The 13,983-nt window shown below is 54.4% G+C and carries 12 protein-coding genes; 5 read left to right on the top strand and 7 right to left on the bottom strand.

What is annotated here, in order from left to right; all coding sequences use genetic code 11:
- Window positions 1-85 precede the first annotated feature (85 nt).
- On the top strand, window positions 86-1,456 hold the full coding sequence (locus IB237_RS17375) for an amidase (protein ID WP_192489964.1): 1,371 nt from the start codon (window positions 86-88) through the stop codon (window positions 1,454-1,456).
- 31 nt (window positions 1,457-1,487) lie between these two features.
- Here IB237_RS17375 and IB237_RS17370 read toward each other — a convergent pair whose 3' ends face one another.
- From IB237_RS17370 to IB237_RS17340, 7 genes are all read right to left on the bottom strand, one after another.
- A complete protein-coding gene (locus IB237_RS17370; protein ID WP_192489963.1) occupies window positions 1,488-2,543 on the bottom strand; it encodes an AbrB family transcriptional regulator in 1,056 nt (351 codons plus the stop codon).
- On the bottom strand, window positions 2,543-3,955 hold the full coding sequence (locus IB237_RS17365; protein WP_192489962.1) for an amidase: 1,413 nt from the start codon (window positions 3,953-3,955) through the stop codon (window positions 2,543-2,545). Before IB237_RS17365 ends, IB237_RS17370 begins: the two co-directional genes overlap by 1 nt.
- Before the next feature lie 22 nt (window positions 3,956-3,977).
- Window positions 3,978-4,865 carry an ABC transporter permease gene (locus tag IB237_RS17360; RefSeq protein ID WP_192489961.1) on the bottom strand — a complete coding sequence of 296 codons (888 nt, stop codon included), beginning with the start codon at window positions 4,863-4,865 and terminating at the stop codon, window positions 3,978-3,980.
- Between the two features lie 2 nt (window positions 4,866-4,867).
- On the bottom strand, window positions 4,868-5,785 hold the full coding sequence (locus tag IB237_RS17355; protein WP_192489960.1) for an ABC transporter permease: 918 nt from the start codon (window positions 5,783-5,785) through the stop codon (window positions 4,868-4,870).
- 61 nt (window positions 5,786-5,846) lie between these two features.
- Complete coding sequence (locus IB237_RS17350; RefSeq protein ID WP_192489959.1) at window positions 5,847-7,367, bottom strand: ABC transporter substrate-binding protein; 1,521 nt, start codon at window positions 7,365-7,367, stop codon at window positions 5,847-5,849.
- Window positions 7,368-7,381: 14 nt separating this feature from the next.
- Window positions 7,382-8,221 (bottom strand): ABC transporter ATP-binding protein, encoded by an 840-nt coding sequence (locus IB237_RS17345; RefSeq protein WP_192489958.1) that lies wholly within the window; start codon window positions 8,219-8,221, stop codon window positions 7,382-7,384.
- On the bottom strand, window positions 8,214-9,050 hold the full coding sequence (locus tag IB237_RS17340; protein WP_246788045.1) for an ABC transporter ATP-binding protein: 837 nt from the start codon (window positions 9,048-9,050) through the stop codon (window positions 8,214-8,216). Before IB237_RS17340 ends, IB237_RS17345 begins: the two co-directional genes overlap by 8 nt.
- Before the next feature lie 106 nt (window positions 9,051-9,156).
- Between IB237_RS17340 and IB237_RS17335 the strand changes: the two genes are divergently transcribed.
- The 4 genes from IB237_RS17335 to IB237_RS17320 all read left to right on the top strand — a co-directional run bounded on the left by IB237_RS17335 (window position 9,157) and on the right by IB237_RS17320 (window position 13,979).
- On the top strand, window positions 9,157-10,089 hold the full coding sequence (locus IB237_RS17335) for a LysR family transcriptional regulator (RefSeq protein WP_192489956.1): 933 nt from the start codon (window positions 9,157-9,159) through the stop codon (window positions 10,087-10,089).
- Between the two features lie 708 nt (window positions 10,090-10,797).
- Complete coding sequence (locus IB237_RS17330) at window positions 10,798-11,679, top strand: lipid kinase (RefSeq protein ID WP_192489955.1); 882 nt, start codon at window positions 10,798-10,800, stop codon at window positions 11,677-11,679.
- Window positions 11,680-11,736: 57 nt separating this feature from the next.
- Window positions 11,737-12,702, top strand: a complete 966-nt coding sequence (locus IB237_RS17325) for a magnesium and cobalt transport protein CorA (RefSeq protein WP_192489954.1) — start codon at window positions 11,737-11,739, stop codon at window positions 12,700-12,702.
- A gap of 491 nt (window positions 12,703-13,193) precedes the next feature.
- Window positions 13,194-13,979: a ThuA domain-containing protein gene (locus IB237_RS17320; protein WP_192489953.1), complete on the top strand. Its 786-nt coding sequence runs from the start codon at window positions 13,194-13,196 to the stop codon at window positions 13,977-13,979.
- The last annotated feature ends 4 nt before the right edge of the window (window positions 13,980-13,983 follow it).

Below are 13,983 nucleotides of genomic sequence, written 5' to 3'. Positions count from 1 at the left end.
CTTTATCCGCGTTTCTTATTGGACATCCCCCCTGCTCCCCTTCAGCTTTGCCACATCAAAAACCGGCATTTCTGAGGAAGAAAAAATGAGTAAACCGTTATGGTCCTATTCCGCATCCGAGCTGCACTCGGCGTACAGAAAAGGCGAACTGCAACCGACCGCCGTTCTTGAAGAGGTTCTCAAGCGCAACGAAACCGTCAATCCCAACCTTAATTTGTTCGCAACAATGGACGTCGATGGCGCAAGAACGGCTGCGGCTGAAAGCGACAAGCGCTTTGCGCAAGGGCAACCACTCGGCGACTTCGACGGTATTCCAGTCACTATCAAGGACAATATCCATGTGAAGGACCTGCGTTGTGCTTGGGGCAGCAATTTGTTCCTCGATCAGATTTCGCCTGAAGATGAATTGCCCGTCGCACGGATCAGAGCACAGGGTGCTGTCATTCTTGGCAAGACCAATGTTTCGGAATTCACACTCGGCCGCGGCAATGTCAGCACGTTGGCTTTTGGCACGACGCGCAACCCATGGAACCCGGAACTAACCAGCGGTGCCTCCACAGGCGGCGGCGCTGCTGCCACGGCTTCCGGTGTCGCACCAATTGCTTTCGGAACCGATGGCGGTGGCTCCATTCGCCGTCCGGCAGCCCATAACGGACTTGTTGGCCTCAAACCTTCGACCGGTCGCGTCGCGCGCATCAACGGACTGCCACAAATCCTGCATGACTTCGAGATCATCGGGCCCATAGCGCGCACGGTCGCAGATGTCGCCCTGGCATTATCGGCTGTCGAAGGACCGCACCCGCACGACCGGTCATCCTACGGCTTCACAAAGGGTAAACTCACACCTGCGCGCAAGGGCTTGAAAGTCCTCTATGTCCCACAGCTAGCCGACATGCCTGTTGAAGAACCAATCCGTATTTCCTGTGCCAAGGCAGCCGAAAATCTGGCGTCGATTGGCTTTGAAGTCGAAACCGGCGCGGCTCCCTTCGATGTTGCACTGTTCGAGAAACATTGGCCGGCAATCGGCGGTTCCGGACTTGCATGGCTGCTGAAAGATACGGATTGGGAAGGTAATATTGGGACCGCCTATCCGCCGATGATCGAAAAGGGCAAGTCGCTCTCTGCGATCGACTATGTCGATGCACTGATGGCGTTCAGGGAAATCTACGCGCAACTCGCCGTCGCATTCGAAACCTATGACTTCATCATGACCCCGTCTGCAGGCGCAATGCCATGGAAAGCAGAGGAATTCGGGCCACCATATCACCGGGCGTTCACAGGATTCGTGAATTCCGCCGGTCTTCCAGGCATTAGTATTCCGTGCGATCCTGCATCGGATGGCATGCCAATCGGTTTCCAGGTCATCGCACCCTTCGGCGCTGACTGGGACCTGCTCTCGGTGGCCGCAGCCTATGAACAAGAGTTCCCCTGGGCGGATCGCTGGCCAAATATCTAATCACGAATAAATAGAAGCGGGCGTGGCGGTTTCAGGATTGACCGCCGCGCCCTAGTCCAATTGTCCAGACTGGGCTCAACACCATCAGACCGACAAGCCGGATGAGATGATGCGAACTGACAAAGCTCGGATCGAGGTTGAGGGCAAAGGCAAGCACGGTCATGGCCTCAACGCCACCTGGTGCGAAAGCCAGCCAGATCTCGTTGAATGGCAATCCTGTCAAAAAAGCCGCCAGCGCGGCGAAAAAGCCAGCAATAACAATCGCAAAAGCAATGCTTCCAAGTGCCGGTCCGCAAAGTGCTATGATAGCTGGCAGGCTTGTACCACGAAGTCTTGCACCGATGGCAGAGCCAACGACAATATAGGCCACGATCAATATTGGAGCAGGAAGTACGCCTTCGACGATCCCAGTTGCATGCAATGAACCGCTGGCCAGAAGAGCGCCAAGCAAGAGGCCACCGGGAATGCGTAATCTGGCGCAGATGAGACCACCAATGCTGCCGGCCACAAGCACCACTCCGATATCAAATACCGATGCCTGCCGGATTTCGATTTGCACAGGCCCTGCCGGACTGACATAGATCAGCAAAGGCACAAGTGAAACCAGAACGATTTGCCGCAATGTCTGGCTGATGGTGATTTTGACAAGATCCCCCTTGCTGTCGCCTGCAATTGCCAAAACAGCCGAAAGCGCCCCCGGGACAGAACTCAATCGCGCCGATGCCAGATCCCAGCCATGCCGGCGGATGAGATACTGTGTCCCGACAACCATGGTTGCCCCCACCGAAATAGCCAAGAGGGCTATGCTGGCAGGCCACTTTTCGAGTTTGACCAGCATTTCCGGTGTTATGCCGGCCCCCATGGAGGAGCCTAGCAAGATGAACGCTGCACCCCGAAATCCATCTGGAATTCGTAAAGGTCTCCCTGCGAACACGGCGATGATGACTGCAAGCATAGAGCCGCACAGCCATCCGGCAGGGAAGCCGGAAAGCTCGAGAAGCCCCCCGCCTAATGCACCTACAGCCAATGTCTCCAACACCCGGACAATCAATTGCCGGTCGAACAAACTCGTAAGGATGGATGACATCAGACTGTTGCCAATGCTGGCCAGCGATGAGCCCAGGGCTGAGCCTTCTCGAATTGTGTTGCAAAATCCAGAAGCAGACCATCCGCGCCATAGGCCCCAACAGCCTGCAAGCCCACGGGCATATTGTCGCTGTTCCAGCCTGCGGGTAGCGAAATGCCCGGATGCCCGCATGCATTCACCCAGTTGGTGAAAATTGCGTGACCACGGGGACCCGCATCCTTGCCATCGATAACAGGGGGAAACTGCGTGTCTCGCGGCCATGGATGAGCAGCAGACGACGGCGTTATGACGACATCGAAATCTTCGAACAATTTGCCAGCGGCAAAGCGGAAAGCATTGATCGTTTCAATAAACCCGACATAATCGCTGGCAGAGAGTTTGCCACCTGCCCTCGCCTGATCTGCAAATGCCGGTGAGACCAGATCGAAGAAGCATGGCATGTCCTGCGCGAGCTTGGCCAATCCTGCATTTGCCAGTATTTGCCAGCCATTTGAGATCGGCCCAAGGTCCAGTGGCAATGACCCACGTGTTATCTGATGGCCAAGGCGTTGCATGACATCAACAGATGCCGAGCATAGAGCAACGATCTCGGGATCGACAGGTGCTTCTCCGAAACGTTCTACAAACAGAATACGCAATGCTTTTGGTTCTTCTGCATCCAGAGATATTGGCCGGAAACCATATGACCGCTGATCCTCACTGGTTGCATGACCGATCACACTCATGATTACGCGAATATCATCGCTTGTCCGAGCAATTGGCCCAACAACCTCGCAGTCGGAAAGCAGCGGCAACAGGCCATTGTTACGTGGTATACGGGCAATTGAAGGCTTCAAGCCAACGATCCCTGTATAACCGGCAGGACGTCGAATTGAGCCCCCGCCATCGGTGCCCAGGGAATAGGGCGCAAGTCCGCCAGCAACCGCTGCCACCGATCCACCACTGGATCCACCTGGGGTCAGCGCCGGGTTCCACGGGTTGCCTGTCGAGCCGAAAACCGGATTTCCGGTAAAGCCGCGCAACGTAAATTCTGGGACATTCGTCTTGCCGAGAATAACCGCGCCCGCCTCACGCAACCGCTGAACGGGCAGTTCGTCGGTCTCTGCGCTAAAGTTTTCAAAAAGTCGCGTACCCCATACGCAGGGCATGCCAGCGACCAGGAGGTTATCCTTGACTGCAACAGGAATGCCGTCAAGCGGACCAAGCGGCTCACCGGCGCTGAACCGCATATCGGCTTGCGCGGCTGCGCAGCGCGCACCGTCTTTATCCAGATAAACGAAAGCATTTAGTGCAGGATCGATCCTCTCGATCCGCTCAAGATAATGATCCACGACTGCAATCGCGGTCAGGCTTCCATCCCGCAGACTTTCACCCATTTCGCGAAGGGTCATGCGATAGATATCTTTGGTCATACTGTTCACTCTGATCTGATGGTTATTGCGAGGCATCGGGTGCAAGAAGACTGCGCAATCCCTCGCCTAGAAAGGTTATTCCAACGACCAGCACAAAAATCGCCAGACCGGGAATGTTGACGAGCCAGGATTCGAAGAACACGAAGTCTTTGGCTTCCGCGATCATCAGGCCCCAAGAACTATCGGGTGGACGAATGCCGAGACCGAGGAACGAAAGAGCAGCCTCAAGCAGAATGGCATGTGCCATCTCAAGCGTGCCGACAACAATCAGCGGGCTCACAAGGTTTGGGAGGATTTCACCAGTCATGATGCGGAAATTTGATAGTCCAGCAGCGCGTGCCGCCAGAACAAACTCGGCATTGCGATAACGCATGGTCAGGGACCGTGTCACCACAAGAAACTGATCCCACAGAAAACAGGCGAGAATGAGCATCATCAGAGGCAACGAATTGCCAAGCAGGCCGACCAGCGAAATCGCGGCAAGCATGATGGGAAGGCTTAGGCGGACCGTCAGCAAAAACATGACGGCCATATCGATACGGCCACCGAAGAATCCGCCCAAAAGCCCAAGACCGATGCCCATGACCGCCGAGAGCAGGATGGTACCAAAGCCGATGATAATCGACAGCCTTGCTCCATAGACCAGACGGCTGAGATAATCCCGGCCGAGGTGATCAGTTCCCAGAATATGGTTCCAATTGCCACCTTCCATGAAGACAGGACGGATAAGGCGGTCGGTCAACGACTGCTCATATGGTGAGTGAGGCGCGATCCATGGTGCCAGGATTGCGACGATGGCAATCAGCCCGATAATGACCGCCCCCGTTGTCAGACCCCAGCGACCAACAGGAATACGGGGACCTTTCCAGAGGCGCGCTGTTGGTGTGTTTTCAGTCATATGCAGGCGCATGTTCAGTCCAATCTGATACGGGGATCGATCATCACGTTGATGAGGTCGGCCAGAAGCGTCAGGACGACGTAAGCGGAGGACACTGCCAGAAGCGCTGCCTGAACGACGGGGTAGTCATTCTGGTTGATAGCCTCCCAGGTCAGGTACCCGATCCCGTGAATTGCAAAAATATTCTCTACGACAACAGAACCACCCAGCAGGAAGCCGAACTGGACGGAGGCTACAGCGACAACCGGAACCAGCGTGTTGCGAAGAGCATGGTGTAGATAAATCTGCCACGGGCGCAGGCCCTTGGCGCGCGCGGTGCGGATATAGTCGGAACGCATCACTTCGATCATGCCTGCGCGAGAAATACGGATGATGGCCGGCATCGAGTAGAACGCAAGCGCCATTGCCGGCATTAGCAGGTGCTTGAAGGAACCGCCGCCTGAGATCGGCAGCACAGCGAACTGTAACCCGAGCACCAGAATAAGGATGAAGCTGAGCCAGAAAATCGGTGTCGACACACCGAGAAGCGCGATGAACAAGGCTATGCGATCCACCATCCCGCCAGGCGCACGACCGGCGGCCATACCAAGAGGAATAGCCATGGCCAATGCCATGACGATCGCAATGGCTCCCAGTGCCAAAGTCGCGGGCATTCTATCGAGGACCAGTGTGACGACAGGACTGCCGTAATAGAACGAAGTACCGATATCACCCTGCAGTGCCCGAAGAAGCCAATCCCAGTATTGCGCGATCAGCGGTTTGTCCCAGCCATATGTCTTGCGAAGAAAGTCGACATAGTCGGCGCCACTTCCCTCGCCTGCAAGTGAAATCGCCAGATCACCAGACATCTTGAGCATCACAAAACTCAGGAAGGAAATGGTCAGCATCACCAGTATGGCAAGGCCTAGTCTTCGGGCGATGTAATAAGCCATCTCTGTTCGTCCTTATGCGAAACTCCGCTCCGGCAGTCGTGGCGCCGGAGCGGAAAGATAATCATTTCCAAGTGGCGCGCCAGAATTCGACGTTCTCGTCTCCCGGAACAGGAACCGTCACATCTTTTGCCGTCACATAGTTGACCGGCATGCTGAACATCGGCACCCAATAGGCCTGATCTGCAATCTGCTTCAGAGCGGTTGCATAAAGCTCCTTGCGCTTTTCAGGATCGGCAATCGCACCGGCATCCTTCACCGCCTGCGTCACGACTGGATCACGCGACTGATCATCCGGGGATTCAGCAAAGAAGAACGGCAGGATGGCGCCCACGTCATTCACACCCGCCGAACCGAAGTCATCGATGACGATTGGAGTCTTGTGATCGCGACGCTGCTGGATGACGGCCGAATACTGCAGCCAATGAAGGTTCGCACGGATGCCAATGGCACCGAGATAACCGATGATGGCCTCTGCGACAGGGCGGCTGCGATAACCGTAGATATCGATATCGAAGCCATCCGCATAACCGGCTTCAGCCATCAGAGCTTTAGCCTTTTCGACGTCATATCCATATTGCGTGACATCGGCAAAGCAACCGAACTGCGATGGAGTGCACGCCGAAGGGACTGTCTTGGAGGCCCCGCCAACCAGCGACTTTGCCATGGCGTCGCGGTTAACCGCATGAGCGATAGCCTGGCGAACACGAACATCCTTGAGAGGGCTTTTCGCGTCGGAAAGGCCAGCAGCGTCCAGAGTAAGAAAGCCGATACGGAAAGTGTCTGCATTCACCACATCCACCATCGGCATCATCTTCAGGCGATCGGCCTGATCAGCCGGAATGTAATAAGCCCAGTCAACGCCGCCACTGATGAGCTCGGCAACCTGTGTGTTCACGTCCGGAACTGCCCGGTATACCAAGGTCTTGATGTGCGGCTTGTTCTTGCCACCGCCTTCGAAGTAGTCGTCATTACGTGTGAAGATCACATCGTTGCCGCTACCGCCGCTGATCTTGTAAGGACCCGTACCCACAGGCTTTTCGGCAAATCCCTGCAAGCCAACGCTTTCCCGGTATTTTTTAGGTACAATCGGGAGCTGAATAATGTATTCCAGAGCCAGAGGTGTTACCTGCTTGCCAACCACCCGAACCTTGAAAGGATCGACGATTTCGATCTTTTCAATCCAGCCACCGGTCATACGGTTGAAGACCTTATTTGCAGGCTCGGCGGCATACATGAAACTGTAGGCAACATCTTCGGCGGTCATCGGATCGCCATTGTGGAATTTCACGCCCTGACGCAGGTCGAATTCCCAGGTTTTGTCATCCACCTGCTTCCACGCAGTCGCCAGCAAGGGCTTCAGCTCGAAGGTATTCGGATCGCGATAAACAAGCGCATCATAGGCAAGCAAACCAAGCAGAAATCCCTCGCGGCCAGGCGAATGATAGCGGTCCAGACTTGGGAGCTTGGCCTGGAACGCGGCAACTAGGGTATCGTCATCTTTGCCAGCGAAAGCAGCTACAGGCATGAAGGCTATGCTTGCAGCAAAAAGAGCAAGGGTACTCTTTCGAGCTAAATTCAACATGGAGTATCTCCGATTCAAGATATGCTGGTTTGGGGAGGAATAAAATCTGGCGACACGAGCGGTCGAGCAAGATCCGGGTCCACCGGCAGAACAGCCGAGAGAAGCCGTCTGGTGTAGTCGTGAGTGGGTGACGACAGAACATCGTCAACAGGACCATCCTCAACGATACGCCCGTTGTACATGACGGCCACACGGTCGGACAATTCGGCTACGACACCGATATTGTGGGTCACGATTAGGTAGGAGAGGTTCATCTCTACCCGAAGTGTTTTTAGAAGCTCGAGTATCTGGGCCTGTACTGAGACGTCGAGCGCCGATGTCGGCTCATCACAGACAAGGATTCGTGGCTGATTGATGAGCGCACGCGCAATCGCAACACGCTGACGCTGACCTCCGGAAAGTTCGTGTGGAAACCGCTCGGAAAAGGAAACAGGAAGATCAACCTTGCGTAACAGGTCTTCAACACGATGCCGCGTTTCATCGTGACCAACTTTGCGTGCCGCCCTAAGCGGCATCGATATAATATCCAAGAGACGCTTGCGCGGATTCAGGGAGGCATAGGGATCTTGGAAAACCGGCTGCACCAGCGCCGCAAGCTGCAAACGGGAATAAGTCGAAATATCACGCCCGAAGACCTGAACGTCGCCCCGTGTGGGTTCCAGAAGTCCTAGCATCATGCGCGAAAGTGTTGTTTTGCCGGAACCGGACTCTCCGACGAGTGCAAGCGATTCCCCTTCGTACAACCTGAGGCTGACTTCATTTACTGCGACAAACGGCTGCTTCTTGCCTTTGATCGCGAATTCGCGGGTGGCCATCGCAGTTTCCATGGAAATGTTGCGGGCTTTGTCAAACATGACCAACACTCCCAATGACATTTCGTTGTGCCGCAATTAGCGGCTTGGCTTTCGGAACTGCGGCAATCAACGCTCGGGTGTAATCGTCGCGTGGGCTTTTCAGAACCTGGTAGACGTCACCAATTTCCACGACCTGCCCGGCCTTCATGACGGCAACCCTGTCGGCAATCGCCGCCACCACCCCAAGATCGTGGGTGATGAACAGAATGGAGACGCCAAAACCTGTCTGAATGGACTTCAGCAAAGACAGCACCTGAGCCTGCATCGTCACGTCGAGTGCGGTGGTCGGCTCATCGGCAATCAGGAGTTTCGGTTCGCACATCAACGCCATGGCAATCATTGCACGCTGGCGAAGTCCGCCGGACAGTTGATGGGGAAACTGCGTCATCCGGCCTTCAGGCTCCGTCATTCCAACGCGCGACAGCAGTTCGACAGCTTTCGCACGGGCGGCTTTCTTGTCCCGTTTGATATGGCGCAGATACACTTCCTCCAACTGCCGTCCCACCGTCATTGTCGGATTGAAGGCCATCATCGGATCCTGGAAAATCATTCCAATGGATCGTCCGCGAAGATCCTGCATCTGCCGTTCCGACAAGTGCGCGATATCCTGTCCGACAAAAGTCGCAACGTTCGTACGGCGGGATGCGTTTGGCGGTAAAAGACCAAGGATTGAAAGTGCCGTGAGTGACTTTCCGGAACCCGATTCGCCAACGAGGCAGAGGGTTTCTCCGCTGGCGATGCAAAATGACACGCCCCGGACGGCATGAAGAATGCCCGCCTTCATGGCGATGTCGACCTCAAGGCCTTTTATTTCAAGGATATTATCCAACGTGTTCCGGTCCTGCTTTATGTTCTTATGTTCCCGAGATTGAGAATTGCAGAGTTTTAACATTAGAACTAATACAAAAGCTCTATAGTGACATAAGGAAAAGATTATGAACCTCGGGATACGTCAGCTGGAGACGTTCCGGCTCTTCGCCCGGACCCAGAGCGTAACGGAAACAGCGCGGTTGATGCGGGTCTCACAACCGGCAGTGAGCCAGACGCTAAAGGAACTCGAGGCGCAGCTTGGATTTGCGTTATTCGTCCGCTCGAATGGCAGAACGCGTCTGACAATCGAAGCAAATAATGTTCTACCGGATGTGGAGCGGCTTTTTGCGCAAATGGCGACGTTGAGGGGAAAAGCCGAAGAACTTAAGGATATGCGGGCGGGCGCACTGTCGATTGCTTCAGTGCCGTCCTTTACGGCCAGAATCCTGCCAACCGCACTTGGAGCTTTTCGGGCAGAGCGCAGTCAGGTCAGATTGCGGCTTGAGGTCTATACCGCAAGTGATGTCGTCAGGCAGATCCGTCAGGAATATTGCGATATCGGCTTTGCGTTCATGCCACTGGACGAGGCGGGTGTAGCCGTCCAGCCTTTGCTCCGAATGTCTATGGTGTGCCTTGTGCCGGTCGGACATCCCCTTGCCTCAAAACCCATCATCACTGCAGGTGATCTGGAAAATGAAACCATCATTGTTCACGGCGCGCAGACGACCCCCGGTTTTGTGCTGCGGGAAAGCTTGAGAACTGAAGTCGAGAGTTTCCAGATACTGACGACAAACCAGTCGGTCGCTTCCCTCCATATGGTTCAATGCGGCATGGGTATAGCCTTTGCGCATCCGCTGGTTCTGCCTTTCGATCCGCTTGGGCAGGTCGTGGCAGTACCTTACGAACGAGACGTGCCTTTGACATTTGCCATGCTTTACTCCCGCAATCGTCCTGTCTCGCGTTTGGTTCTGCAGTTCGAGGCAATCTTGCGCAAATCGATCACAGCCTTCTGCCATGAACTGAAAGGAAAAGGACTGACTTGCGAGGTTCTCGTCTGATCGCCCTTGCGGGGCGTGGAACGTAGGAGCTTTCCATCGCCGATCCGAGTGAGCCAATCAGGCCAGCGACCATAGCACCACGTGTTGGTTGCCTGATCAGCAAGAGCCCGTTTCCATTGTGAGTAATCCGTCAAAATCGAAATAGTTGTTTTCTGACGATTGGTTACATTCGATTTCCTGAGGCGACCCAGAATGGAAACTTGGCTCATCCTGCTAAAGTTCAATAGCGCAACCCCAGCGTTAGAGGAGACCTCGCAAGATAGCATGCGAGTTCTTCGCCTTGAAAGGATTCGACCCGCAGTCGCAAAGTCGATTGATGAGTAGTCAAAAATGGCGAAATTCTCTCACTGCCGTAATCAACGCTACCCAAACGGTCGAAGGCATGCTGACTCGACATGCACGGACGACGATGTGTGATCAGGACCGATCTCACACCCAGGGTGCTAAGTCGCACTATCTAGGAATAGCAAGTATCGCGTCCTAACGCGAAATCCAATGCATAAGTCCACCGTGCTCTTCCTCACTCTTTTCATTGAGTGCTGCTAATCCCTCCACCATATCAATATCGGGAACACTTCCGCCTAACCCGTCATCGAGTTGGGAGAGCAGGTTGCCATCTAGTTTATCGCGTAGATGGTCTCAACGACGTCGGTGCTCATTGCGGTTTTGTGGTGCGCCACACATATGAAACGCATGAGCATAGAGACCATGATAGAAAAAACACGCTTCAAAAGAGCACTACTCCTGATTAATCCCCATGCCAGACGTGGGCGTGATAGCCTTGTTCAGGCACGCCAACTGCTCCTCCAGACTGGCTTTGATGTGGTTGAACCATCACAGGATTTTACAAACACGTCGGAGGCTATCGCGTCTCATAGTGACAGCGTCGATCTGGTTGTTGTTGGCGGTGGTGACGGCAGTCTCAACAACGCAGCACCAGGTTTGCTGGAAGCCGGATTGCCTTTGGGCGTTCTACCTCTTGGGACAGCAAACGACTTTGCACGGACGATGGGCATTCCGCAGGATCTTCGTGCAGCGATTGAGGTGATTTCTCGTGGCCGGACCATCGATGTGGATATTGGCACAGCCAATGGGCATGCGTTCTTCAACGTTGCCAGCATCGGTTTCAGTGCTGACCTCGCGGCATCGCTGACCCAGGATGCAAAGAAGCGGTGGGGTAAGTTGGGGTATGCAATCGTTGCCGCCCAATTGCTGGCGAAGTCACAGCTTTTTACCGCCGATCTCGACCACGACGGAAAGGTGGAAACTCTCAAGACCCTGCAGGTTTCTGTCGGAAACGGCCGGTTCTATGGCGGAGGCATGTCTGTGCATGCGGACGCCACCGCAACGGATGGAATGCTCGATTTTTATAGTCTGGAAGTGGACCATTGGTGGCGCCTGCTTGGCCTGTTGCCCGCGATCCGGCGAGGCACTCATGGAAACTGGCATGATGTCCGCGCCTTTTCCACCAAGGCACTGACGATCAGCACGAGCAGACCCCGCCCCGTCAACCTTGATGGCGAATTGAAGACACAAACACCTGTCGAATTTGCTATTTTCGAAAAGGCAATCAAGGTTTTTGTGCCATAAACACCACAATGGCATACCCGTCGCGATTCCAGCATGCCAGTTTAGATCGGACCATTCATGACAGTTGTTGGCTCTTACCTCTACCGAAACGGTGTGCGTGCCGAAGAAATCGCGCTGACTGGTGAGGTTTTCGAAGCAAGCGATGGCGATTTCGCATGGATTGGCCTGACAGATCCAAGCGTTGAGGAAATGGCAAGCCTTCAAAAGATGTTTGGTCTTCACTCGCTGGCGGTGGAGGACGCGATCAATGGCAAGCAGGTTCCAAAGGTCGATATTTATGGCGAGCAGTTGTTTGTTGTTGCCAAAACCGCTCATCTCGAAGGCGAAAAGATTGCTTATGGAGAAACCTGCATCTTCGTGGGCAGGCACCACCTGATCTCGGTTCGGCATGGTTCAGCCAGATCCCACCAGAACCTGCGGCGTCAACTCGAGCAGTCACCGAAGCTGTTGAGCCACGGCCCCGATTATGTGTTGCACGGCATTCTGGATTTCATAGTCGACGGTTACCTCCCAATGGTCGAAACGTTGGAGGACAAGGTGTTGGACATGGAAAAACATGTCCTTGTCTCCTTCCTTCAGCCCGAACAAATCAGGCGCATCTTCCGCATGCGCAGACAGGTCATCAAATTCCAGCGCATTCTTGGCCCGATGGCCGAAGTGGCAGGCAAACTTTCTCACCTCGATATGCCCTGCGTCGATGACGACGCACGGCCGTATTTCAAGGATGTCTATGATCACATGCGTCGTGTTGAAAACCTCGTTGGTGGTCTGCGCGAAATCATGACGTCGGTGTTCGAAGCGTCAAATTTGCTGGAACAACAACGCCAGGGTGCCATCACCAGGCAACTCGCCGCCTGGGCCGCGATACTGGCCGTTCCGACAGCCATTGCCGGCATATATGGCATGAACTTCGAACATATGCCGGAACTGAAATCGCAGTTCGGCTATCCAGCTGTCATCTGCGTCATTATCGTCTTGTGCAGCACCCTCTACTACCGTTTCCGTAAAAGCGGCTGGCTCTGAAGCTTACATATGCAGACTGTAGACCAATACTTTCAAAATTTAACGATGCTGCCATAAAGCACGCATTTCCTTCCTGAGGTTAAGTTTCAGGTGCGGCCATCTAGAGTACGTCTTCGGCATCTTGCGCTTCTTAGATGACGGGTTTGGGTCAAAAGTGATTATTGTAAATTATAAGCTTCTGAGAGTCGGTTCGGAGGCTCAGCTATCGGAGTTAGGCGACTGCACTCCAGCCCGGACAGAGGGATGAGTTGAGCATACGTGAGCCGCACCCGCACACCCTTTACACAGGTGTCTGCCGATCCTGTGTTTGCGGAACTTATCGTAAACTGCTGAGTTTGGATTTTGTAGGCCGTACAGGAAGACCAGCAGCCGGGACACCGACGTTTCACGGTCGCTGGCCAATTATAGTAATCTACAGACTAGTCGAGATGACGACCGAGCCTTCTTTTACCGGAGTCGAATTGCCTGCCAACTCATCAAGGAACATTTAAATGCAAATAAATACAGTCGTCTGGGGCGAGAATATTCATGAGCACATCAATGAAACTGTTGGCTCGATCTATCCTAACGGCATGCACTCCACCATTGCCGATGCGTTGAGCAAGCACCCAGATATCACTGCGACCACTGCCACCCTTCAGGAAAATGAACATGGCCTGCCCCAGGCAAGGCTTGATCAGACGGATGTCCTTATCTGGTGGGGACATAAGGATCACGGAGCGGTTGAGGACGAAATCGTCGAACGTGTGGTAAAACGCGTATGGGAAGGCATGGGCCTAATCGTGCTTCACTCCGGTCATTTTTCCAAGCCGTTTAAGCGCCTGATGGGCACCCCTTGCGCGCTGAAATGGCGCGAGGCCGGCGAGCGCGAACGTATCTGGACCATCAATCCCCGTCACCCCATTGCAAACGGGCTGCCGGAACACTTCGAGCTTGAAAACGAGGAAATGTACGGTGAGCAGTTCTCGGTGCCAGAACCGTTAGAAACGGTGTTTATCTCGTGGTTTCAGGGTGGTGAGGTGTTCCGCTCCGGCCTAACCTGGCGACGGGGCGCGGGGAACATCTTCTATTTCCGACCGGGTCATGAAACCTACCCCACCTATCACGACGCCAATGTCCAGAAGGTCATCGGCAATGCGGTGAAGTGGGCATACAATCCGGCGGGCGCGTTAAAGACCATCCACGATGCGCCGAACGTCCCCGTCGATCAGGCACCCGAGCCAATCGAGGAACGGGGCCCCAAACTGCACAAAGCGGGTGAAGCAGGTTACAGGTAATCAA

Origin of the sequence: Agrobacterium sp. AGB01 (genome assembly GCF_014851585.1) — a bacterium.
Lineage (GTDB): Bacteria > Pseudomonadota > Alphaproteobacteria > Rhizobiales > Rhizobiaceae > Agrobacterium.
The sequence above is the reverse complement of the archived record's forward strand: the minus strand, read 5'-3'. Positions and strand labels throughout refer to the sequence as shown.